At 68.5% G+C, this 20,138-nt stretch carries 18 protein-coding genes and 1 tRNA gene; 12 read left to right on the top strand and 7 right to left on the bottom strand.

Going from position 1 to position 20,138, the window contains the following annotated elements:
* Positions 1-36 precede the first annotated feature (36 nt).
* Positions 37-2,280, top strand: a complete 2,244-nt coding sequence (locus RLT58_RS19685) for a transglycosylase domain-containing protein (protein WP_311311690.1) — start codon at positions 37-39, stop codon at positions 2,278-2,280.
* An 88-nt stretch (positions 2,281-2,368) separates the two neighbouring features.
* Here the strand turns inward: RLT58_RS19685 and RLT58_RS19680 are convergent, their stop codons facing one another.
* Complete coding sequence (locus RLT58_RS19680; RefSeq protein ID WP_311311689.1) at positions 2,369-2,833, bottom strand: GatB/YqeY domain-containing protein; 465 nt, start codon at positions 2,831-2,833, stop codon at positions 2,369-2,371.
* A 79-nt stretch (positions 2,834-2,912) separates the two neighbouring features.
* On the opposite strand from RLT58_RS19680, the gene RLT58_RS19675 reads away from it, so the two are divergent.
* From RLT58_RS19675 to RLT58_RS19660, 4 genes are all read left to right on the top strand, one after another.
* The gene (locus RLT58_RS19675; protein ID WP_311311688.1) at positions 2,913-3,854 is read left to right on the top strand and encodes a metallophosphoesterase; all 942 of its coding nucleotides are present in this window, start codon (positions 2,913-2,915) and stop codon (positions 3,852-3,854) included.
* 96 nt (positions 3,855-3,950) lie between these two features.
* Positions 3,951-4,024 (top strand) — tRNA-Pro (locus RLT58_RS19670).
* A 223-nt stretch (positions 4,025-4,247) separates the two neighbouring features.
* Positions 4,248-5,648, top strand: coding sequence for an MGMT family protein (locus RLT58_RS19665; RefSeq protein WP_311311687.1), 1,401 nt, complete (start codon positions 4,248-4,250; stop codon positions 5,646-5,648).
* A 95-nt stretch (positions 5,649-5,743) separates the two neighbouring features.
* Positions 5,744-5,977 (top strand): hypothetical protein, encoded by a 234-nt coding sequence (locus tag RLT58_RS19660; RefSeq protein WP_311311686.1) that lies wholly within the window; start codon positions 5,744-5,746, stop codon positions 5,975-5,977.
* A gap of 576 nt (positions 5,978-6,553) precedes the next feature.
* On the opposite strand, the gene metG is transcribed toward RLT58_RS19660, so the two are convergent.
* The 5 genes from metG to RLT58_RS19635 form a co-directional block, all read right to left on the bottom strand.
* Positions 6,554-8,275, bottom strand: a complete 1,722-nt coding sequence (gene metG, locus RLT58_RS19655; protein ID WP_311311685.1) for a methionine--tRNA ligase — start codon at positions 8,273-8,275, stop codon at positions 6,554-6,556.
* Positions 8,276-8,708: 433 nt separating this feature from the next.
* Positions 8,709-10,214 carry a LacI family DNA-binding transcriptional regulator gene (locus tag RLT58_RS19650; RefSeq protein ID WP_311311684.1) on the bottom strand — a complete coding sequence of 502 codons (1,506 nt, stop codon included), beginning with the start codon at positions 10,212-10,214 and terminating at the stop codon, positions 8,709-8,711.
* 28 nt (positions 10,215-10,242) lie between these two features.
* Positions 10,243-10,593, bottom strand: coding sequence for a helix-turn-helix domain-containing protein (locus RLT58_RS19645; RefSeq protein WP_311311683.1), 351 nt, complete (start codon positions 10,591-10,593; stop codon positions 10,243-10,245).
* A gap of 203 nt (positions 10,594-10,796) precedes the next feature.
* Positions 10,797-11,048, bottom strand: a complete 252-nt coding sequence (locus RLT58_RS19640) for a helix-turn-helix domain-containing protein (protein WP_073733580.1) — start codon at positions 11,046-11,048, stop codon at positions 10,797-10,799.
* A gap of 202 nt (positions 11,049-11,250) precedes the next feature.
* Positions 11,251-11,427 carry a hypothetical protein gene (locus RLT58_RS19635; protein ID WP_311311682.1) on the bottom strand — a complete coding sequence of 59 codons (177 nt, stop codon included), beginning with the start codon at positions 11,425-11,427 and terminating at the stop codon, positions 11,251-11,253.
* Between the two features lie 234 nt (positions 11,428-11,661).
* On the opposite strand from RLT58_RS19635, the gene RLT58_RS19630 reads away from it, so the two are divergent.
* The 6 genes from RLT58_RS19630 to RLT58_RS19605 all read left to right on the top strand — a co-directional run bounded on the left by RLT58_RS19630 (position 11,662) and on the right by RLT58_RS19605 (position 17,737).
* Positions 11,662-12,579 carry a hypothetical protein gene (locus tag RLT58_RS19630; RefSeq protein WP_311311681.1) on the top strand — a complete coding sequence of 306 codons (918 nt, stop codon included), beginning with the start codon at positions 11,662-11,664 and terminating at the stop codon, positions 12,577-12,579.
* Positions 12,576-13,274, top strand: a complete 699-nt coding sequence (locus RLT58_RS19625) for an ATP-binding protein (protein WP_311311680.1) — start codon at positions 12,576-12,578, stop codon at positions 13,272-13,274. Before RLT58_RS19630 ends, RLT58_RS19625 begins: the two co-directional genes overlap by 4 nt.
* Before the next feature lie 98 nt (positions 13,275-13,372).
* Positions 13,373-14,665 carry a hypothetical protein gene (locus RLT58_RS19620; protein ID WP_311311679.1) on the top strand — a complete coding sequence of 431 codons (1,293 nt, stop codon included), beginning with the start codon at positions 13,373-13,375 and terminating at the stop codon, positions 14,663-14,665.
* Between the two features lie 541 nt (positions 14,666-15,206).
* A complete protein-coding gene (locus RLT58_RS19615) occupies positions 15,207-15,500 on the top strand; it encodes a mobilization protein (RefSeq protein WP_311311678.1) in 294 nt (97 codons plus the stop codon).
* Entirely contained in the window at positions 15,497-17,248 is a 1,752-nt protein-coding gene (locus RLT58_RS19610) for a relaxase/mobilization nuclease domain-containing protein (protein WP_311311677.1), read from the top strand. Before RLT58_RS19615 ends, RLT58_RS19610 begins: the two co-directional genes overlap by 4 nt.
* Positions 17,249-17,356: 108 nt before the next feature.
* On the top strand, positions 17,357-17,737 hold the full coding sequence (locus RLT58_RS19605) for a hypothetical protein (protein ID WP_043972519.1): 381 nt from the start codon (positions 17,357-17,359) through the stop codon (positions 17,735-17,737).
* A 258-nt stretch (positions 17,738-17,995) separates the two neighbouring features.
* Here the strand turns inward: RLT58_RS19605 and RLT58_RS19600 are convergent, their stop codons facing one another.
* The gene (locus tag RLT58_RS19600; RefSeq protein ID WP_311314572.1) at positions 17,996-18,814 is read right to left on the bottom strand and encodes an SPDY domain-containing protein; all 819 of its coding nucleotides are present in this window, start codon (positions 18,812-18,814) and stop codon (positions 17,996-17,998) included.
* 535 nt (positions 18,815-19,349) lie between these two features.
* Between RLT58_RS19600 and RLT58_RS19595 the strand changes: the two genes are divergently transcribed.
* Positions 19,350-20,054: a nucleotidyltransferase domain-containing protein gene (locus tag RLT58_RS19595; protein ID WP_311311676.1), complete on the top strand. Its 705-nt coding sequence runs from the start codon at positions 19,350-19,352 to the stop codon at positions 20,052-20,054.
* Positions 20,055-20,138: the final 84 nt, after the last annotated feature.

Below are 20,138 nucleotides of genomic sequence, written 5' to 3'. Positions count from 1 at the left end.
ACGTGTGTCCGGCGAATGAGAACGTAGGCTGCCCCCATGCCAAAGAAGCGCTCGGGCGGGGGTCTCACGACGACCCAGCAGGCCGCCAAGTTCCTCGGTGTCGCCGCACTCTCCGGAGTGGTCATGGCGGGCATCGCGCTGCCGGCCGCCGGAGCTCTGGGCCTCGCCGCCAAGGGGACGGTCGACGGATTCGACGAGATTCCGGCCAATCTGAAGACCCCGCCGCTGAGCCAGCGCACCCGGATCCTGGACAACCAGGGCGGCCAGATCGCGACGGTCTACTCGCGCGACCGCACGGTGGTGCCGCTGACGAAGATCTCCCCGTACATGCAGAAGGCGATCATCGCGATCGAGGACGCCCGCTTCTACCAGCACGGCGCGGTCGACCTCAAGGGCATCCTGCGCGCGATGAACCGCAACGTGCAGACGGGCGGGACCGCGCAGGGCGCGTCGACCCTCACCCAGCAGTACGTGAAGAACGTCTTCGTCGAGGAGGCCGGTGACGACCCGGCCAAGGTCGCCGAGGCCACCCAGCAGACGCTGGGCCGCAAGGTCCAGGAGCTGAAGTACGCGATCCAGGTCGAGGAAGAGCTCGGCAAGAAGAAGATCCTGGAGAACTACCTCAACATCACGTTCTTCGGGCAGCAGGCGTACGGCGTCGAGGCCGCCTCGCAGCGCTACTTCTCCAAGTCGGCGAAGGACCTGAAGCTGGAGGAGGCGGCGCTGCTGGCCGGCATCGTGCAGTCGCCCAGCCGCTACGACCCCGTCAACGACACGGAGGAGGCGACCAAGCGTCGCAACACCGTGATCCAGCGGATGGCGGACGTCGGCGACATCGGGCAGGAAGAGGCCGACAAGGCCAAGGCCACACCGATCAAGCTGAAGGTCAAGCGCCCGCAGAACGGCTGCATCACCGCCGTGAACGGCTCGGGCTTCTTCTGCGACTACGTACGGAAGATCGTCACGAGCGATCCGGCGTTCGGCAAGACCGCGAAGGAGCGCGCCAAGCTCTGGGCGATCGGCGGGCTCACCATCAAGACGACGCTGGACCCGCGGTCCCAGGCCGCCTCCAACAGCGCCGCCACCTCCCGGGTCAGCAAGGACGACAAGGTCGCGGACGCGGTCGTGCAGGTGAAGCCCGGGACCGGGCAGATCATGGCGATGGCCCAGTCCCGCCCGTACGGACTGGACCAGTCCAAGCACCAGACCGTGCTGAACCTCTCCGTCGACAACAAGATGGGCGGCAGCTACGCCGGCTTCCAGGTGGGGTCGACGTTCAAGCCGATCACCGCGGCGGCGGCACTGGAGAAGGGCATCAGCCCGGCGCAGAGCTTCACCACTCCCTCCTCGATAGTGCTTCCGGCCGACGCCTTCCGTACGTGCGAGGGCGCGCCCGCGGACGACAAGCCGTGGGACGTGGAGAACGAGACGGAGGAGGAGAAGGGCACGTTCGACATGACCAGCGCGCTGGGCAAGTCGATCAACACCTACTTCGCCAAGCTGGAGCAGCAGACCGGCCTCTGCGAGACGCTCACGATGGCCAAGAAGGTCGGCTACGACCGCGGCGACAACAAGCCGCTGCTGCAGAACCCCGCCACCACCCTCGGCGGCCAGGAGTCGACCCCGCTGGCGATGGCCTCGGTCTACGCGACCTTCGCCAACCGGGGCACGTACTGCTCTCCGATCGCGATCCTCTCGGTGACCAAGCCGGACGGCAAGCAGATCGACGTGCCGAAGTCGCAGTGCACCCGGGCGATGAGCGAGCACACGGCGGACACGATCAACCAGATGCTCAAGGGCGTCGTCGAGGACGGCACCGGAACGCAGGCCGGCCTCAGCGACCGTGACAACGCGGGCAAGACCGGTACCACCGACGAGCGCAAGAACGCCTGGTTCGTCGGCTACACCCCGAACCTGTCCACCGCCGTGTGGGTCGGCAGCGACGGCGCCCGGCAGATCCCGATGAGCAACATCAATATCGGCGGCCAGTACTACGAGGACGTCTGCGGTGGCTGTCTGCCCGGTCCGATCTGGCGCACGGCGATGACCGGCTCCCTGAACGCCTCCGAGACCCCGGCGTTCAACCCGGTCGAGGTCCCCCGGGCGAAGCCCAAGGAGGACAAGGACAAGGGCAAGGGCCGGGACAAGCCGGGCGACGACGGCGGCGACAAGCCCGGCGACGACGACCCCTTCCCCGGCATCAGCATCCCGCCGGGCCTGATCGGCGGCAACGACGGCCACGGCCGAGGTCAGCAGGACGGCGGGACGAACGGTCCCTGACCTGCCGCCGCCGTAGACACGCAGAAGCAGGCACGCAGAAGGGGCGCCCCCGGTCCGGGGGGCGCCCCTTCCGTCCGTGCGGCGTGCCTCAGCCCGCGAGGAGCTTCTTCACCGTCGCGGCCACCCGGCCACCCTCGGCGCGGCCCGCGACCTTCGGGTTGACGATCTTCATGACGGCGCCCATCGCGCGCGGCCCCTCGGCGCCGGCGGCCTTGGCCTCCTCGACGGCGGACGCCACGATCGCGGTCAGCTCGTCGTCGCTCAGCTGCTGCGGGAGGTAGGTGTCGAGCAGCTCGCCCTCCTTCTTCTCCCGCTCGGCCTGCTCGGTCCGGCCGCCCTTGGCGAAGGCCTCGGCCGCCTCGCGGCGCTTCTTGGCCTCCTTGGCGATCACCTTCTGCACCTCGTCGTCGGAGAGTTCGCGGGCCGTCTTGCCGCCGACCTCCTCCTTGGTGATCGCGGTGAGGGTCAGCCGGAGCGTGGACGAGGTCAGCTCGTCACGCGCCTTCATGGCCGTGGTGAGGTCTTCCTTGAGCTTGGACTTGAGCGTGGTCATGGGGTGATTGTGGCAGGTACGGGGCGCCTGCCGCCCGCCGGTTTTCCTGCGGGCCCCCGGGGTCTGCGACGATGGGCGCATGCGCGCACGCTACGGAGTACCCCTGAAAATCACGGCGGTCACCGCCGCGGCCGGCGCGGTCGGCCTCGCCTACGCGGCCGGGTTCGAGGCCCGCTCGTTCCGCCTGCGACGGGTCACGGTCCCGGTACTCCCGCACGGGGCACGCCCGTTGCGCGTGCTGCAGGTCTCCGACGTCCACATGGTCAGCGGCCAGCGCAAGAAGCGGGCCTGGCTGCAGTCGCTGGCCGGGCTGCGTCCGGACTTCGTCGTGAACACGGGCGACAACCTCTCCGACCCCGAGGCCGTACCGGAGCTGCTCGACGCGCTCGGCCCGCTGATGGAGCTCCCGGGCGTGTACGTCTTCGGCTCCAACGACTACTACGGCCCCAAGCTCCGCAACCCGGCCCGCTACCTCTTCGAGAAGGCCGCGGGCCGGCACGGCCTCAACGGGAACGCCCCGGCGGTCGGCGTGGTCCACAACCCGTGGGAGCCGATGCGCGACGCCTTCGACGAGGCGGGCTGGCTGAACCTGTCCAACACCCGGGGCCGCCTCAAGCTCGACGGCCTGGAGCTCGCCTTCACCGGCCTCGACGACCCGCACATCAAGCGCGACCGCTACGCCGAGGTGGCGGGCGGCCCCGAGACGGGCGCCGACCTCTCCATCGGCGTGGTCCACGCCCCCTACCTGCGCTCCCTGGACGCCTTCACCGCCGACGGCTACCCACTGATCCTGGCCGGTCACACCCACGGTGGCCAGGTCTGCGTCCCCTTCTACGGAGCCCTGGTCACCAACTGCGACCTGGACACGGACCGCGCGAAGGGCCTCTCCAGCCACACGGCCGACGGCAACCGCGCCTACCTGCACGTCTCGGCCGGCTGCGGCACCAACCGCTACACCCCGATCCGCATCGCCTGCCCCCCGGAGGCGACCCTGCTGACCCTGACGCCCCGCGAGGGCTGAGGGCCCGCCGCCCGCCGGACCGGCACAAAAAGCGGATTTCGTCTCCGGCCGCCGGTGGGCTAAAGTAATCGATGTCGCCGGGAGACCGGTGGCGATCGGGGTGTAGCGCAGCTTGGCAGCGCGCTTCGTTCGGGACGAAGAGGTCGTGGGTTCAAATCCCGCCACCCCGACAGCCGTAAGACCAGGTCAGGGGCCTGATCCGCTTAGTGGATCAGGCCCCTGAGTGGTTTCCGGGGGCGCCTTGGGAGCCGTTTGGGAGCCGATCTCGGAATCCGGCTCCCCGTTGGCTCCCGAAGCGTTTCGGTGATTCGGCGAGATAGCCCTCGTAATGGGACCCCGCCCACGTACGCTCTGGGCGTCCGACGCACCGCGCCGGGCGCACGAGGGGGCACCGTGGATCATCTGTTCACCGTCGACGGCCAGACGGCCACGCCGATATCGCGCACCGGGCTCGCCGCCGAGAGCCTGCTGGAGCGACAGCACCTCCAGGAGTGGGTGATCGCCCATCCTCAGGTGCTCGGGGAGTCGGTGCTCGTGATCACCTCGGAGTACGACCGGTGGGCCGACACCGACGGAGTGCCGGCCCGCGACCGGCTGGACGTGCTCGGACTGGATGCGACCGGGCGCCTCGTGGTGGTGGAGCTGAAGCGAGGGACGGCCGACCGGGATGTACACCTTCAGGCGATCACCTACGCCGCTCTGGTGTCCCGGTTCGACCTCGACACCCTCACCCATGCGCACCGTGGCTTCCTGTCTCGTAGAGGGCAGGCCCTCGACATCGACGCGTGCAGGCAGCGTCTGCTCGACCACGTGGACGGGGAGTGGAGCCCGGAACTGCTCCAGCGTCCCCGGCAGGTGATCATCGCCGCCGAATTCCCCAAGCAGGTCACCCACTCCGTCGTCTGGCTTTCGGAAATGGGTATCGACATCGACCTCGTCCAGGTCGGCCTGTGGCGGGTGGAGGGACACCTCGTCGCCGGGTTCACCAAGGTCTATCCGACCCCGGAGGTCGAGGAGTTCACACTCGCACCGGCCCGGGTCGAAGGCGAGGCGGCGGCCAAGAAGCTGCAGGAACGCTCACGCTCGCGCAACGCCGTGCACGTCCTCGTCGGCGCGGGCCTGCTGCCGGACGGAACCAGACTGCGGATGACGCCGCGTCACGGCGTCCCGGAACCCATCCGCAACGCCATCCACGCGTGGGTGGAAAAGGACATCAGCCGAGCAACGGTCACCTGGAACAACAACACCGCCAAACCACTGATCTGGGACGCCGATGACGCGTCCTATTCACCAACCGGGCTCGCCAACCACATCTTCACGAGCGTGACGGGTCGCACCGCCGACGGCATACAGGGAACGACGTGGTGGGACGTCGACACCGACCATGTGCCCGCCGATGTCGACCCCGAAGAATGGGCCGCCCTGGCGGGGATCGACCTCACAGGTCTGGCCAGGCAGCTCAACGGCACCCGCAAAGACTGGACGGGGCTGCACACCCTGCTGGGTGCCGTCCCCGCCGGACGGTGGACCACTTACGGAGACGTAGCCGCGGTGATCGGCAGCCATGCCGTCCCGGTCGGCACCCATCTGGCCGCCTGCGGCCAATGCCCCAACCCCTGGCGCGTACTCAATGCGGCAGGACGCGTCAGCCAAGGCTTCCAGTGGCCCGATCAGACGCGTACGGACACGCCTACAGATGTCCTGATCGCCGAGGGTGTCCGTTTCGACGGGGACGCCGCCGATCCGGAAACGCGCCTGCGTCGAGACGCTCTGCGGCAACTGCTCGACAACTAAGAGAGCTCCCGGGCTGCTGTGTTGTGACTAGTGCAGGGTGCCGCTCCTGTTCACTACCCAATGCCGCGGTCCGGGCCGCACCAAGGCTCGTGCATTTGCAGAAAACTGAGCTGTTGGGCGGCCCGGAGGCCCTGCACCACGTCCGCGAAACCACCTTCGCCCAGGACGTCTCCGAACTGCGGACAGGCAATGCACCCCGGGCGATAGCGACCTGGTGCAATCTCGCCATCGGCGCCATGCGGCTGGGCGGCGTCAAGAACATGGCCGCCGGCCTCCGCCGCAACGCACGCAACGCCTGCCGACCCCTCGCGTTCCTCCGCCTCGCATAATCACAGACCGGACGCCATCCGGTCTTGCTGAAGCCCTGGGTCGACGGCTGAGGGGTCATCTACTCTGTCGTCATGGCATGCAGGGTATGTGGACTCGGTGGGCACAACAATCGCACATGTCCGGGTGAACACCCCACGTGTCCGAACTGTGGTAAGCCGACAGCCAACATGAGCGACTACTCCGAGCGACACGACAGCGATTACTGCTCCCCGTTTACCTCCTCCGATTGCTGGGGTGCCGCGCGGTGACAGCCCTCGTCTGTACAGGGTGTGACGATCCCGTCGAGAACGCGACTGACTGGGACGACGAGTCTCAGATGTGCAGCGCTTGTTTTGAAGTCAGCGGCGGCCCCACGTACTGCTGCGGCGTTATGTACGACGATGGCGAAGACACCTGTAGGAGTTGCGGCGACCCGCTTTAAGGAACTTTTGTGCTCCAACGTTGCGTCGCGGGTCTGCGACGCAACGCCCGGATCCCCGATGGCCCCTCACGCTGCTCGACCTCGGATGATCACAAACTGGACGCAACGCGATTACGCCGAGGCCCTGGGGTCGGTAGGGGCACGAGAGGCACCGTCAGGCGTCGGCGCCGCCGAATCGGGCGCGGTACGACTCCAGGTCCTCCTCGGAGATCTTCGCGAAGAGCACCGGCGGCACGGTGAAGGCTGTACCGGCCGGGACAGCGTCCAGGGACTTGGCCTGCTCGGCGGTCACCCAGGTCGCGGTGTCGCTCTCCAGGGCGAAGGCACCGCGCATGGCGGCGGCCGAGGCCGGAATGAACGGCTCGGAGACGATCGCGTAGAGGTGGATGAGGTTCATCGCCGTGCGCAGGGTCAGGGCCGCTCCCTCCGGGTCGGTCTTGATCTCCAGCCAAGGGGCCTTCTCCTCCAGGTAGGAGTTGCCCGCCGACCACAGGGCCCGCAGCGCCGCCCCGGCCTTGCGGTACTGGAGGGCGTCCATGTGCTCCTCGTACTCGGCGAGGAGGCGGGCGATCTCGGCGCCGAGCTTCGCCTCTGCCTCGCCGGCCGCCGCGCCTGCGGGGACGTCGTCGCCGAAGCGCTTGCGGGAGAAGGAGAGCACGCGGTTGACGAAGTTGCCGAGGGTGTCGGCCAGGTCCTTGTTGACCGTGGCGGCGAAGTGCTCCCAGGTGAAGGAGGAGTCGTCGGACTCAGGGGCGTTGGCGATCAAGAAATAGCGCCAGTAGTCCGCAGGGAGCGTCTCCAGGGCGGTGTCGGTGAAAATGCCGCGCTTCTGGGAGGTGGAGAACTTTCCGCCGTAGTACGTCAGCCAGTTGAAGCCCTTGACGACGTCGACCTTCTTCCACGGCTCGCGGACGCCGAGCTCCGTGGCCGGGAACATCACCGTGTGGAACGGGACGTTGTCCTTGGCCATGAACTGGGTGTAGCGCACGGTGTCGTCGACCTCGTACCACCACGACTTCCAGTCGCGCGTCTCACCGTCCGGGGCGGCGTCCGACCATTCCTTCGTCGCGCCGATGTACTCGATCGGGGCGTCGAACCAGACGTAGAAGACCTTGCCCGCGGCGGCGAGCTCCGGCCAGGTGTCGGCCGGGACCGGGACGCCCCAGTCCAGGTCACGCGTGATGGCGCGGTCGTGGAGGCCCTCGGTGAGCCACTTGCGGGCGATCGAGGACGACAGCTGCGGCCACTGGTCCTCGTGCCGGGCCACCCAGGCTTCCACCTCGTGCTGAAGCCTCGACTGGAGCAGGAACAGGTGCTTGGTCTCGCGGACCTCCAACTCCGTGGAGCCGCTGATCGCCGAGCGCGGGTTCAGCAGGTCGGTCGGGTCCAGGACGCGGGTGCAGTTCTCGCACTGGTCCCCGCGGGCCTTGTCGTAGCCGCAGTGCGGGCAGGTGCCCTCGACATACCGGTCCGGCAGGAAACGGCCGTCGACCGGCGAGTACACCTGGCGGATCGCACGTTCCTCGATGAAGCCGTTCTTGTGCAGCTGGCGCGCGAAGTGCTGCGTGATCTCGACGTTCTGCTGAGAAGAGCTGCGTCCGAAGTAGTCGAAGGCCAGCTGGAAGCCGTCGTACACGGCCTTCTGTGCGTCGTGGGCCTGCGCGCAGAACTCCGCCACCGACAGTCCGGCCGCCTTGGCCGCCAGCTCGGCCGGTGTCCCGTGCTCGTCGGTGGCGCAGATGTACAGGACGTCGTGACCGCGCTGGCGGAGGTACCGGGAGTACACATCCGCCGGAAGCATCGACCCGACCATGTTGCCCAGGTGCTTGATCCCGTTGATGTAGGGAAGCGCGCTGGTTACCAGGTGTCGAGCCATCCTTGGATGCTCCATTTCATACGGCGCCGGTGACAGTGCCACGGCGGGCCCAGGTCGGGAGGGTGCAGCAGGTGCGACCGCTCAGGTCGCTCAACCGTGTCACGCGTAGTGAGGTCGGCTCTGCAAGCCGTCGCAATCGTATGGCACCCGGGTGCTTCCCCGGCGAGCCGTTTTATCCCTCGGCCGGGCCCGTACGGAACGCGCTCGGCCGTCCGAGACAGGCGGCCAAGCGAGTCTCGGACGGCCGAGGCGGTCCTCATATTAGGGCCCGTATGTCCGTGCTTGCGCACCCCTTGTCCTCACACGAGACCGAAGGGTGATTCATATGATCCGAGAATCCTTTTCCAGCAGGCCAGGCGCTCCGGACCGGCGCCACCCTGCGAACAGCGAAGTCCGGGTGCCTCTCACCGCCCAGGCTTCGCCTCGGCCTGTGCTACCTCCGTGCACGCAGGAGGGCGTCGAGCACGTGCACGGGCGACGTGGGACACATAGCCAGGCGGGCAGCGAGTGCTGTCTCCCACTGCTCGGTCAGGCCGAGCATGAGGCGCTTGCGCATGCCAGGGGTGACATGGGCATAGCGCGCCGAGACGGAGCCGTCGATGTGTCCCATGCGCTGGTCCATGAGGACCTTCTCGGTGCCGAGGTCCTCCATTACGGTCCTATGGGCGTGGCGCAGTCCATGAGGCGTGAGGCCCTTGGCGATCGGGAGCCAGCAGGCGTCAGCTCGTTGGCCGGCGCCGCGCCCTCGCGCGGGAACTCCTGGCCATGGCTCCCCGAGTAGCGGCACGGGTCGTGCCTCCTGCGGGGCCTTCTTCGGATACCAGCCCGATACCGCCGGGGTGAACAACCACGTCGCGAAACCGTTCCTGCGCCAGTGGGCCGCAGGCTCCACCACCGCGCCGCCACGTACGAACCCGAGGTCCGTGATGGCCTCCTCCACCCGCATTCGCGTCGCCTCAGCGACGCGATCGGGGTGGTTGAGGACGTTGGACACCGTCCCCGTGGAGACTTCGGCACGGCGTGCGACGTCGACGAGTTTCGCACCGTGGTGGCCGCCCGTACGAGCCGCGCCCTGCCCGCAGAAGACGTAGGACCTACCGTGGCAGGGGCAGGGCGTCGGCTTCGTGCGGGCGATGTGATTGGCGACCAGGGCGGACAGCCAGTCCATCGAATCGAGCGTGCGATAGCTGTCGTCCTTGGGCGGGCAGCGCACCATTTCGCCCGAGTCGAGTTCGTACAGCTGCCATTCGACACGGACGGAGCCAGGTCGAGCGAACTCGGTCTCCAGGCCGACTATTTCGCCCCAGCGCATGCCGGTGTATCCCTTGAGGACGACGGCGACGAACTCGTCATCTCGGCCGGACAGCAGTGCTGCTCGTTCGGCGATCAACAGGATGCCGAGCGGATCGGTGACGACCTTTTCCGGGCCTCGGTCACGAGAGCGGCCCGCGCGCTTCCCACGCCCACGTCGCCTGGTTGCCGGGTTCGACGTGATCAGCCCTTCGTCGATCGCGTCCTCGTAGATCAGGTGGAACGTCGAGCGCCAGGTCTTGACGCTGGAGGCCGCGTACAGGGCCCTTTCCTTCTTCTCCCACCGGTCGACGTCCGAGCGCAGGATGCCGGCGAGCGCTTGGTCCCCGAAGTCGGGAAGCAGGTGTTCCTCGATGTGGCGCTTGTAGTTCTGCATCGTCGATGCGGCCAGGTCCTGGGTGTCGTACCAGCGGCTCGCGTACTCGCCGAAGGTCTCCTGGCCGAGTGCCGGGTCACGCCAGTCGCCGCGCCGGTACTTGTTCTCGGCCTCGCTCGCGGCGCGCTGAGCCTCGCCCTTGGTGGCGAACTTGATCGCCTTGCCGTCCTCGTCGACGACCGTGAGGTGCTTCCCAGGTGCGGTCTTGTACCGGCCGCGCCAGTAGTTCGCGCGCTTCTCCGCGAAACCCACGCTCCTCCTCTCTCTTGATACGCGGTCGTCAGGCGACGGTGCTGAACTGGTTCTGCCTCGCGCGGACCGGAGGCCGCGCCCGCAGACGCGTTGTGGGCGCGGCACGCTGGGGCGCGTCCGTCTGCTGGGCGTCGGCCTTGGCGACAGTCCGAGCTGTGGCGGGCTGGTGTGCCCGTGCGGGCCGTTCCTCGTGGAGGCGGATGATCTCTGCGAGGTGTTCTGCGGTGAAGCGGTACGCGCGGCCGACCCGGGTGAAGGGGATCAGCCGCCGACGGGCCCTGTCCTTGACCCACCAGGCAGAGCAGCCGAGAACAGCAGCGATGTCCTCGGGACGGTAGAGGCGGGGCGGTGCTACGCCGGTGCCTGGCTGCTCAGCCATGCGAGATCGCCTCCTTCGCGGTACGGAGGCGGAACGGCAACAGGGCAGGGGGAATGGCCTCTCGGCGCAAGGAGGTTCCTTCTCTGGCGCGGCCGTGCGGAGACGGGTACGCCGGTCTTGGTGTTTCAGGTACGGGCGAGGTGATGTGCGTAGCGGCTGCCGGGTGTTGGCCCACCCGGGGAGCGCTGTTGGGGCTCGTTCGGCTAACTCGTCTCGGCGAGCAGGGCGAGCGGGGAGAGGCCGAGAGCGGCTGCGATGGCGACGAGGTCGTCGACATCGCAGCGGCGCTGTCTGCATTCGATGCGGGACAGCATCGTGATGGTCATGGGCCGGCCGAGCGCGGTGACCCGTTCGGCCAGCTGGCGCTGGGCGAATCCGCGCGCTGTGCGGGCACGGGTAATGGCGCGGGCTGTCAGCACGCCGGCCGGACCAATTCCCAAGGGGCTCTCTGGCATGGGTCAGTTGTAGCTCTGCATTGCCGGTTTAGGTAACCGGCGATGTGCTGCTATGTTGCGCATCTTTTTTGTCAGATCTGGTCCCCAGGCTCCTTGCGAGCGGCGCAACATAGACCGGAATTGGCGGATGACCAAATCACCTGATGCCCTCATGCTGGTAGCACCTACGTGGTGCTCGACGTGGGCATATTGCATCGCGCGCTCACCAGCGCCAACCACGGTTCACCGGCCAACTGCCCGATTTATGCAACTTCTTGGTCAACCGGCGATTCGGGTCTACCGTTTTAAGGAAGCCGCGCACGACACGTTCGCCGACAGCTGTTTGCTTTCCCGGCGGAATGCTGGACTTGTGCGGGGAAGATGTGGCTGTCTTGGCCATGCGCCCGGAAACCCCTGCGGTTCCGAGCACATGAAAAAGCCCCCGGCGGGCCAACGCCGGGGGCCAAGAAGTCCCTACCGATATCGCCCGTACCTGAACGATCAAGACGGTGGCGGTCATAACGCCACCGGGTGAGGAACTGTGCATGCCCCAACAAGCTACTGCCTTCGTGGCCGTAGTCGCATCCCCGTCGCCGAACTCGCCCGCTCGGCCCACGAAGGCGGGGCGATAGACATGGCGCGGATACGCACCATCAAGCCGGAAGCCTTCATCTCCGAGTCGCTCGCCGCGGTGAGCGTCCATGCCGAGCGGACCTTCTTCGGCCTGCTTACGCAGGCGGACGACCACGGTCGCTTCCGCGACCAGGCCGCCGTCATCGCCGGCGCCCTGTGGTCCCTGCGCCCCGAGCACGGCCCGCTGGAGGTCGAGGACGACCTCACGCAGCTCGACAGTGCGGGACTGATCTGCCGGTACGAAGGCGACGACGGCAAGCGGTACCTGCACATCGTCACCTGGGCCCGTCACCAGAAGATCAACCGGCCCAGCGGCAGCCGCTGCCCGGCCTGCCCGCGCCACCAGGGCAGCCGGTCGGACGAGGCGGCCTCGCCTGTTCACGGAGCCCTCCATGAACAGGCCGTGAGCCCTCACGGTGGACGCCCTGATGCGTCACGCGGATACAGCGAGCCCTCCGTGAACCGGAAAACCGCAGGTCAGAGCAATTTCAGTGAGCCCTCACCACAACGCTGGGAGACTGCGGTGAGGACTCAGGGTCCGGATCTAGGACCTAGGATCCTGGATCTAGGATCACCTCCGGTGGGGAGCGCAAGCGCCCCCACGCCCCCTGCCGTCTCGGGTTCGGTCTCGGCCAAGGACCTGGTCGCCGAGCACGTCGCCGCATGCCAACACCGCCCGCCCAGCGACGTCCTCGGCCGCCTCGGCAAGGTGGTCAGCAAACTGCTCGGCGAGGGGTTGTCCCCCGACCACATCAGGGCCGGGATGGACCGCATGCGTACCAAGGGGCTGTCCGCTGGGCTGCTGCCGAGCCTGGTCGACGAGGCCATGAACGCTCCACGGGCAGCTGCCGCCCCGCACCGAGCATGGACCAACCCGGCGCCCGCTGACGTCGAGGCGGCCTACGGGGGTCAGCTGTGACCACAGCCACCACCAGTCGCGAGCCGCAGCGCATGAACACCCTCGCCGCCCGCCTCGGCACCATCCTCGCCGAACGGGGCATCGATCCCACTACGTCACCTGCCGAGGCCCCTTCGGAACGGGTGACCGCGCTGGAACTGGCTGCGGCCCGCATCCCGCCCCGTTACCGCCACGCGCTCGCCGGCCACCAGCAGGTTGCCGCCTGGGTCGACGAGGTGGCGCTCGCCGCACGGCCCGGACCGAGCGGCACCCGGGGTATCGCACTGGGACCGTCCCTTCTGATCGCCGGGCCCACCGGCACCGGCAAGACGCACCAGGCGTACGGCGCGGTGCGCTCGCTGCTGACCGCCGGGGTACGGCTGCGGTGGGAGGCAGCCACCACAGCCGACCTGTACGCCCGCTTGCGCCCACGCCCCGGCCACGACGCCGAGCGCGACCTCGCCGCCCTCAGCACCTGCCCGCTGCTGATCCTGGACGACCTCGGCGCAGCCAAGCAGTCGGAGTGGACCGAGGAGATCACGTACCGGCTGATCAACCGCCGCTACACCGACCTGCTCCCCACCCTCCTCACGACCAATCTACCGACCGCCGCGCTCCGCGACGCCGTCGGCGACCGCGTCGCCTCCCGTCTCGCCGAGATGACCAGCACCGTCGTCCTCACCGGCGCCGACCGCAGACGCCAGCTCTCCGCCTGACCGCACGGCGCCGCCCCGCACCAGCTCACCTTCACCACACCGCTCGTCCGCGCCCACGCCTGCCCACACGGCGCGGCGGGCCCTTTGGAGACCCCTGCATGACGGAACTTGCCATGCCCGCACTCGGGCACTGGAACGCGATACCTATCGCGCTCGCCGCTCTCCTGGCCACCTGCACGGTGCTGCTGGTCAGCTGTCTGATCTACCGACGCGCTCCCCGAAACCACGCCAAGCGACAGCCTGGAACGCCCGCGGTCAGGGTCGCCGCACTGGCCGCGGTCGGATGTACCGCCTACAGCGCCGACACCAGCTGGAGGTTCGCCGCCGACTACCTCGACATGAGCGGCACGACCGAGCGCACCGCGATGTTCGCCGCCGCGGAACTCGCTCTCTTCGCCACGGCCCTGCTGGCGCGGCAGAACCTGCACGGCCCCAAGCAAGCACCCGGCCTGCCCGGCGGCCTGACCTGGGTGATCACCGCTGTACAGGTGATCCCCGCGTACGCCGAGTCGGGTGTGGTCGGCGGCACGGTGCGGGCCTTCGTGGGACCGGTCATGGCCGCACTGCTGTGGCATCAGGCCATGGGCATCGAACTACGCATCCGCACGCCCGAGGCTGCCTCCCACAGCCTCCTCGCCCGGATAGGTCGCGAAGTACGCGAACGCGGCCTCTCGCGCCTGGGGGTCGCCGAACACGATCGTGACGCAGCGCAGATCAGCCGCGACCGTGCCACCCGCAGGGCCGTCGCCCTGGCCGCGCACCTTGCGGAGCGAACCCCGAAGCAGCGCGCCGGCTGGCGAGGCCGGCGAACCGCGCGACGGCTTTCCCGCGCCGTCGCCCAAGCGTCTGTGGGAATCGACCAGCGCCAGCGCGAAGTGCTGCTGCACCAGCTTGCCGTCCGCCGTCACGCGACAGCTCTGGCCACGATCGAACTGCCATCGCCTTGGAACGCCTTCCCTCCGAACGAAGGCGCCATGCGCCATGTCGAGACGACTCCGCCGCGCAGCCGATCGGGTGCAGGTTTCGACTTGACGAGCGAGGAAGCCGGGGAGCACGCCGACTCCAACCTTCGTCTTGAGTCCCTGCCTCCTCGATCCGTGCAGAACCAACTTCCCCTGCACGATTCGGTCCCCACCCGCGAGACCACCGAGCCGTCCCACGAGGACGGCGTCCCTGCGGCGCAACGCTACGGACGTCCTCCCGGTGCCGAGATGGACGAACTCCTGGCGATCGGCCGCGCGGCCATCGCCATGCACGGAACAGCCACCCGCGCCGTGCTACGGAACGCCATCCGTGAGGCCGAACTCCCCATCTCCGAGGACAGGCTCACCGAACTCAAGGCCCTCCTGGCCGCAGAGCAGGGTTGCGAGACCGCCGTCCCCACGGGCTGACCGGATATCCGGTCAGCCCTGAACGCCGAACGGAGGCCGTGGGACCAGCACCCCGTCTGGTCCCACGGCCCCGCCCCATTGGCACCGCTTGACCAGGCACGCACGGCCCTCCCTCGCGACTCACCGCTCGAACCAGCGGGCGTTGGGGACGCTGCCCGTACGTCGACCTTGTCCGCTGCCCTCTCCCCTCAACCAGGAGCTGCTCTCCATGCAGGATTCGTGCACCCACAGCCCAGAGCATCAGAACGCGCCCCAAGCCACGCCAGCCCAAAGCGGAGCAAGTTGGAGGTTCGGACACTCCCCCGCAGGGGGAGCGTCCGAACCCGACCCCGCCCCAGGGGTGGCGGGGCCCGACCAGCGCCAGGGGGCGCCGGACGGGAAGGCTGCGACCGAGGGCGGTTCGCAGCCACGTACGGCCGGCCACACGCGCCTGACCAAGGGCAAATCCCGCCCGCGCGACAAGAAGCAGCGCCCCGCCCACAGCGTCCGACTCAACGAACGCGAACGCGCTCTCATCCAGGCCGGCGCCGATGCCGTCGGCATGAGTATCGCCGGATTCCTCGCCCACTCCGCCCTGGCCGCCGCCCGCGACCAGACCCGCACCGCCGCAACCATCGCCGCCGACCACGACGTGCTCACCGAGCTCTTCGCCACCAGCCGCAAGCTCGGCTGGGCCGGCAGCAACCTCAACCAGATGACCAAGACACTCAACTCGGGCGGCGACATCGACAGCGCCCGCATCGAGGAAACCCTCACCTACGTCCGCCGCGCGGCCACCGCCACCAGGGCGGCCGTTGAGCGGATCAACAACCGACAGCTAGACGAGGCCGCTTGATCCCCCGCATCCACAAGCAAGGCAGCAGCACCCGCGGCCTGCTCAACTACCTCTACGGCAAGGGCACCCGCGAAGAGCACGTCGACCCGCACCTGGTCGCTTCCTTCGACGACATGGCGCCTGACCCCGGCCGCGACCCCTCCGCGACGAAGGAAGACCTCCAGCGGCTTCTCGACCAGCCGCTGCACCTCCTCGACGCAGACCAGCGGCCCGACCAGCACGTGTGGCACTGCTCCGTCCGCGCAGCACGCACCGACCGCATCCTGAGGGACGAGGAGTGGGGCGCCATCGCCCGCCGCATCGTGGCCGCCACCGGCATAGACTCCGGCGGCCCAGACGACGCCGGGTGCCGGTGGGCCGCCGTCCGCCACGCCGACGACCACATCCACGTCATCGCCACCCTCGTACGCGAGAACGGCCGCCGTCCCGACCACCACCGCTCCGGCCAACGCGCCCAGGCCGAAGCCCGCCGCATCGAAGCCGACTACGACCTGCACCGCGTGACCCCCGGCGACGGCACCGCGGCCAAACGCCCCACCAGCGCCGAGCGCCACAAAGCCGAACGCCAAGGGCGAGAACGCACGGTGCGGGAGGAACTGCGCGAAACCGTGCGCGGCGCATCGGCCGGCGCCGCATCCACAGATGAGTTCTTCGACCGTCTGGCCGCCGACGGCCTTCTGATCCGCAAGCGGACCGCACCCTCGGGCGACCTGCTCGGCTACAAGGTCGCGCTGCCCGGTGACCGCAACAAGGACGACGATCCGGTCTTCTACGCCGGCTCCACCCTCGCACCCGACCTGTCCCTGCCCCGCATCCGCGAACGCTGGTCCCTCCAAGCAGAGGCGGTCTCCGAGGCCGGTTCCAGCGGCTCCGAGCCGGTGCAGCCCACCCTGCCGCAGGTGACCCATCCCGCGTTCGCTCGGCGCCGGGCGTCGGCCGCCAGCTGGCAGGCCCTACTGATCATCGACCACGGCGACGACGGCATGACGGCAGCACAGATCGCCGCAGCGGGTGAGGTCCTGGACGCGCTCGCCAAGACCTCTGCCGCGCACACCCGTGCGGAACTGCGGGAGGCGGCCAACGCATTCGAGCGGGCCGGCCGCTCCCATGTCCGCGCCGTACGCGGGCATGACCACGCTCTGCGGCAGGCCGCACACGATCTCGTCCACAGTGGCCCCGCACTCGGCCGCGGCGAAGACGGAGCCACCACGGCGATGGTCATCGACATGGCCATCTTCCTCGCCATCGCCGCAGCGAACTGGCACGCCAAAAGGCACCACAGCCAGCAGGCAGCCGCAGCCCAGCAAGCCGCCGAACACCTACGCACCGCCTACCAGGCTGCTGCGGCCCACCCCATCGCCGCCCTCCGCCAGCGAGGCCAGCGGATGGCACCGCGTATTCGAGAGCGGCAAGCCGATCTCCTGCACCAGGCACTGCCAGAGCTCGCCGAACGGATCCAGGCCGAGCCCGGCTGGCCCGCCCTGGCTGCCACCCTCACCGACGCCCGCCAAGCGGGCCACGACCCCGGCGCACTGCTCGCCGACGCCGCCCGGCGACGCGAGCTCCGCAGCGCCGACTCCATCAGCGATGTCCTCGTCTGGCGCCTACGCCGCAGCGCCCACCTGCCCGCAGCGGCACCCGAAAGCCTCCAGACCGCAGGCGCCCGAGACGGCCGGCACATCCCGACACCGGCCTCCGCCACACCGTCCGCGGCTCAGGCGTCGAACCACTCCAGCCGCAGGCACTGACCCGGGGAATCGGGCGCAACATAGCCGACGATCGCCGGTTAGCCCAACCGGCGATTCTCCAGACGATTGATGCTCCCCATCCAATCCCACAAGGAGCGTCACACCCGTATGACCGCAACCTCATCCCGACCCGACATCATCGCCCTCCTCGCCGACGCGGACTTCAAGTACCGAGCCGACACCAACACGTGGAGCCATCGCGATGGACGGCCGTTCAGCAAGGAGGAACAGGCTCATGTCCTCACAGCGACTCGCAGCGAGTTCCTCGATTTCGACGCGCAGTTCAAGCGCTTCGTGAAGCACCGGCAGGCATGGGCTGACGCCCCGGAAGCACTGCAGCGCCTCCTCGCCCCGTTCATGCAGCAGCTCACCGTGAAGAACCTCGGCAACGCCCACGAGCTCATGAGCGAAGAGGACCGGACGGAGTTCAACCGCCTGCTCGGCCTCGTAGCCACACCCCCGCGCCCCTTCACCGCCAACACCTTCTGACGAAGGGCCGCGTCGTTGTTCGACCAGGGCGAGGAATCGGCCTGGCCGGCGTGTCTGCCAGCCTCAGCGATCGGAGCGACGAGAGATCAGATAGGCACCGTCGCTCAGCGGTGCCAACAAGTGGGGTATGGCCCCCAGTGCTGACACGGTTCCGCCCCAGCAACCACAGGTCCGCTACACATAAAACCTGCTAGAGCACCACAAAGCCGGGCCTCCCAGACGGGAGGCCCGGCTTCGTTACGCGGAGTGGGGCGCTTCTCAGTTGGCGGGAGCACACAGGATCTGGTCCCGCGTACTTTCCGGCAGCACCCGGCGCAGTACCGGTGCCGTGGAGCTGAGCGAGAAGGCGAACGCGGCGACCAAACGGTGCGGCACGCTCGCGCTGAATGAGGCGGCCCACAGGTACGGAGCCCCCATTGCAGGCTCAGCCCACGCCTGCCAGCCCATCGCCACCTGCCCGTCCCCCTCGGCGGTCAGGGCGCTGGGGTCGGCATCCTGAATGAGGGGCGGCACCTCGCCGAGGCTGAGGCGGGCGGTGAAGGTGGGGTGCATCGCCGCCGCGTGGGGCTGGTCGGCGTCCCGGAGCCAACCGTTCCCGGCGGCCGTAGCGAGGACCAGTTCGGGACCGTCGTACAAGGTGGTGGGCTGGCTGCATTGGTCGAGCGCCAGGAGGAACTCGGTGATGGCCTCTCCCGGTACGCCTGGGGTGAAGTAGGCGGACCAGTCCGCGAGCGAACTGGTGGTGTCCGAGCGGGCCGAGACCTGCCACGCGACCGGCAGGCCACCGAGGTGAAACGGCTCGTCCGCCAGCACCCACTGTGCCCACCGAAGAGCGTCGGGACTGATGTGCAGGACGGTGCTGCGCACCACGTGGTGATCTCCCAGCTCATCGAAGTCTCGCCGTCCTCGCACGGCTGTCAGACTCGTCCAGCCCAGACCTGCGAGGCTGTCCGCGACGACATCGCAGAGACGACCGTCATCGCCAGCCAGGTGTCGGGGGCTGACCCAGTACGCGGGAAGAGCGCCAGCCGCGAAAGAGGGATCGAACGGGTAGCGCGGATTCAGGAGTGCCTCCAAGAGCCGGGTTCGGGTGTACTGGGCGCCGGCAACGCGGCGCGGCAGCGCCTGGACGGGAGCCTGCCGGTTCATGGCGACGGCGACCTCGGGCGGCAGGCGCCCGACCCCGCTGTCGGCGTCGCGCCTCCAGCAGATAGACGAGTGGAGAAGCTGCGGCCAGGGGAGCCACAGGCGCGCCGACCAGCGCTCTGACCTGGGGTTCTGGCAGGTCGTCTACGTTGACATCCCTCTGCACTCGCTGGCCAGTCTTTCGTGACTCTTTCCTGTCTGCCCCCGGCGAACTAGGCCACGGGCGGCGCTCGTACGTCGCCGGAGGCGCCGCGTAGGGGCCGTCAACCCCGTCCCGCGTCAATATCAGCGCAGACGGAGGCCAAGGCCACGACCCTGAGACCATTCGCCGACTTCTCGCCCGCAGACACGGGCCCACTGGCCTGGAGACATGCCAGATGGAGCAGCATTCCCCCTGGGGACAGCTCTGCCGTATCCCCATAGAAACCCGGTGCGCACGACAGACAGAGTGCTGAATAGTTGCTGCATGGATGCGATCGACGCCGCACGTGCCGTTATCAAGGAGCACCACCCCGACGCCCGGGCCGCCTTCCTCGGAGGCAGCGTCGTAACGGACCGCCGCACGGCGATGTCCGACCTCGACATCGTGGTGCTCCTCCATGGACCCCCAGCCCCGTACCGGGCAAGCGTCCAGCACGGTGAGTGGCCCGTGGAGATGTTCGTGCACACCGAGGCAACATGGCACGCATTCGTCGAACGAGAAGTACGAAAGCGCAGATCACCGCTGCTCTGGATGTGCGCCGACGGGATCCTGCTCTTCGACCACGACGGAGTCGGCGCCTACATCGCCGCTGAGGCCCGGAAGCTGACCGCGGCGGGACCGCCCAAGGTGTCGACCGAAGAGATCGATGGCTGCCGCTACGCGATCACCGACCTCCTCGACGACCTCGCGGGGAGCACCGACCAGAGCGAACGGCTGTTCATAGGCACCGAACTTGTCAGGCGAACCGGCGAGTTGGCGCTGGCTTTCGGCGGATCCTGGAACGGAGGCGGCAAGTGGCTCGCACGCCGTCTTGAGACCACAGCGCCGGGGCTCAGCATGCGGCTGCACGATGGCCTGCGTGAAGTATTGGAGGGGCGGATTGAGTCCCTCGTGGCAGCCGTGGACGAGGTGCTGGAGCAGGCCGGCGGGCGGTTGTGGGTCGGGTACAAACGCGGTGGAACGCCATGAACGAGGTCGTCGTTGGGTGGTAGGCCCGCTTTGGAGGAGTCGCGCATCGTGCACGTACAACTCGGCTGCACCGCGTCGCACAGA

Origin of the sequence: Streptomyces sp. ITFR-16 (assembly GCF_031844705.1) — a bacterium.
GTDB lineage: Bacteria > Actinomycetota > Actinomycetes > Streptomycetales > Streptomycetaceae > Streptomyces.
The sequence above is the reverse complement of the archived record's forward strand: the minus strand, read 5'-3'. Positions and strand labels throughout refer to the sequence as shown.

Bases quoted from the DNA above. Each gene is read 5' to 3' on its own strand.
- RLT58_RS19675 (WP_311311688.1), top strand. From the start codon at position 2,913: ATGCGCGCACGCTACGGAGTACCCCTGAAAATCACGGCGGTCACCGCC.
- RLT58_RS19680 (WP_311311689.1), bottom strand. From the start codon at position 2,833: ATGACCACGCTCAAGTCCAAGCTCAAGGAAGACCTCACCACGGCCATG.
- RLT58_RS19620 (WP_311311679.1), top strand. From the start codon at position 13,373: ATGACGGAACTTGCCATGCCCGCACTCGGGCACTGGAACGCGATACCT.
- RLT58_RS19595 (WP_311311676.1), top strand. From the start codon at position 19,350: ATGGATGCGATCGACGCCGCACGTGCCGTTATCAAGGAGCACCACCCC.
- metG (WP_311311685.1), bottom strand. From the start codon at position 8,275: ATGGCTCGACACCTGGTAACCAGCGCGCTTCCCTACATCAACGGGATC.
- RLT58_RS19640 (WP_073733580.1), bottom strand. From the start codon at position 11,048: ATGCCAGAGAGCCCCTTGGGAATTGGTCCGGCCGGCGTGCTGACAGCC.
- RLT58_RS19635 (WP_311311682.1), bottom strand. From the start codon at position 11,427: ATGGCCAAGACAGCCACATCTTCCCCGCACAAGTCCAGCATTCCGCCG.
- RLT58_RS19685 (WP_311311690.1), top strand. From the start codon at position 37: ATGCCAAAGAAGCGCTCGGGCGGGGGTCTCACGACGACCCAGCAGGCC.
- RLT58_RS19645 (WP_311311683.1), bottom strand. From the start codon at position 10,593: ATGGCTGAGCAGCCAGGCACCGGCGTAGCACCGCCCCGCCTCTACCGT.
- RLT58_RS19615 (WP_311311678.1), top strand. From the start codon at position 15,207: ATGAGTATCGCCGGATTCCTCGCCCACTCCGCCCTGGCCGCCGCCCGC.
- RLT58_RS19630 (WP_311311681.1), top strand. From the start codon at position 11,662: ATGGCGCGGATACGCACCATCAAGCCGGAAGCCTTCATCTCCGAGTCG.
- RLT58_RS19605 (WP_043972519.1), top strand. From the start codon at position 17,357: ATGACCGCAACCTCATCCCGACCCGACATCATCGCCCTCCTCGCCGAC.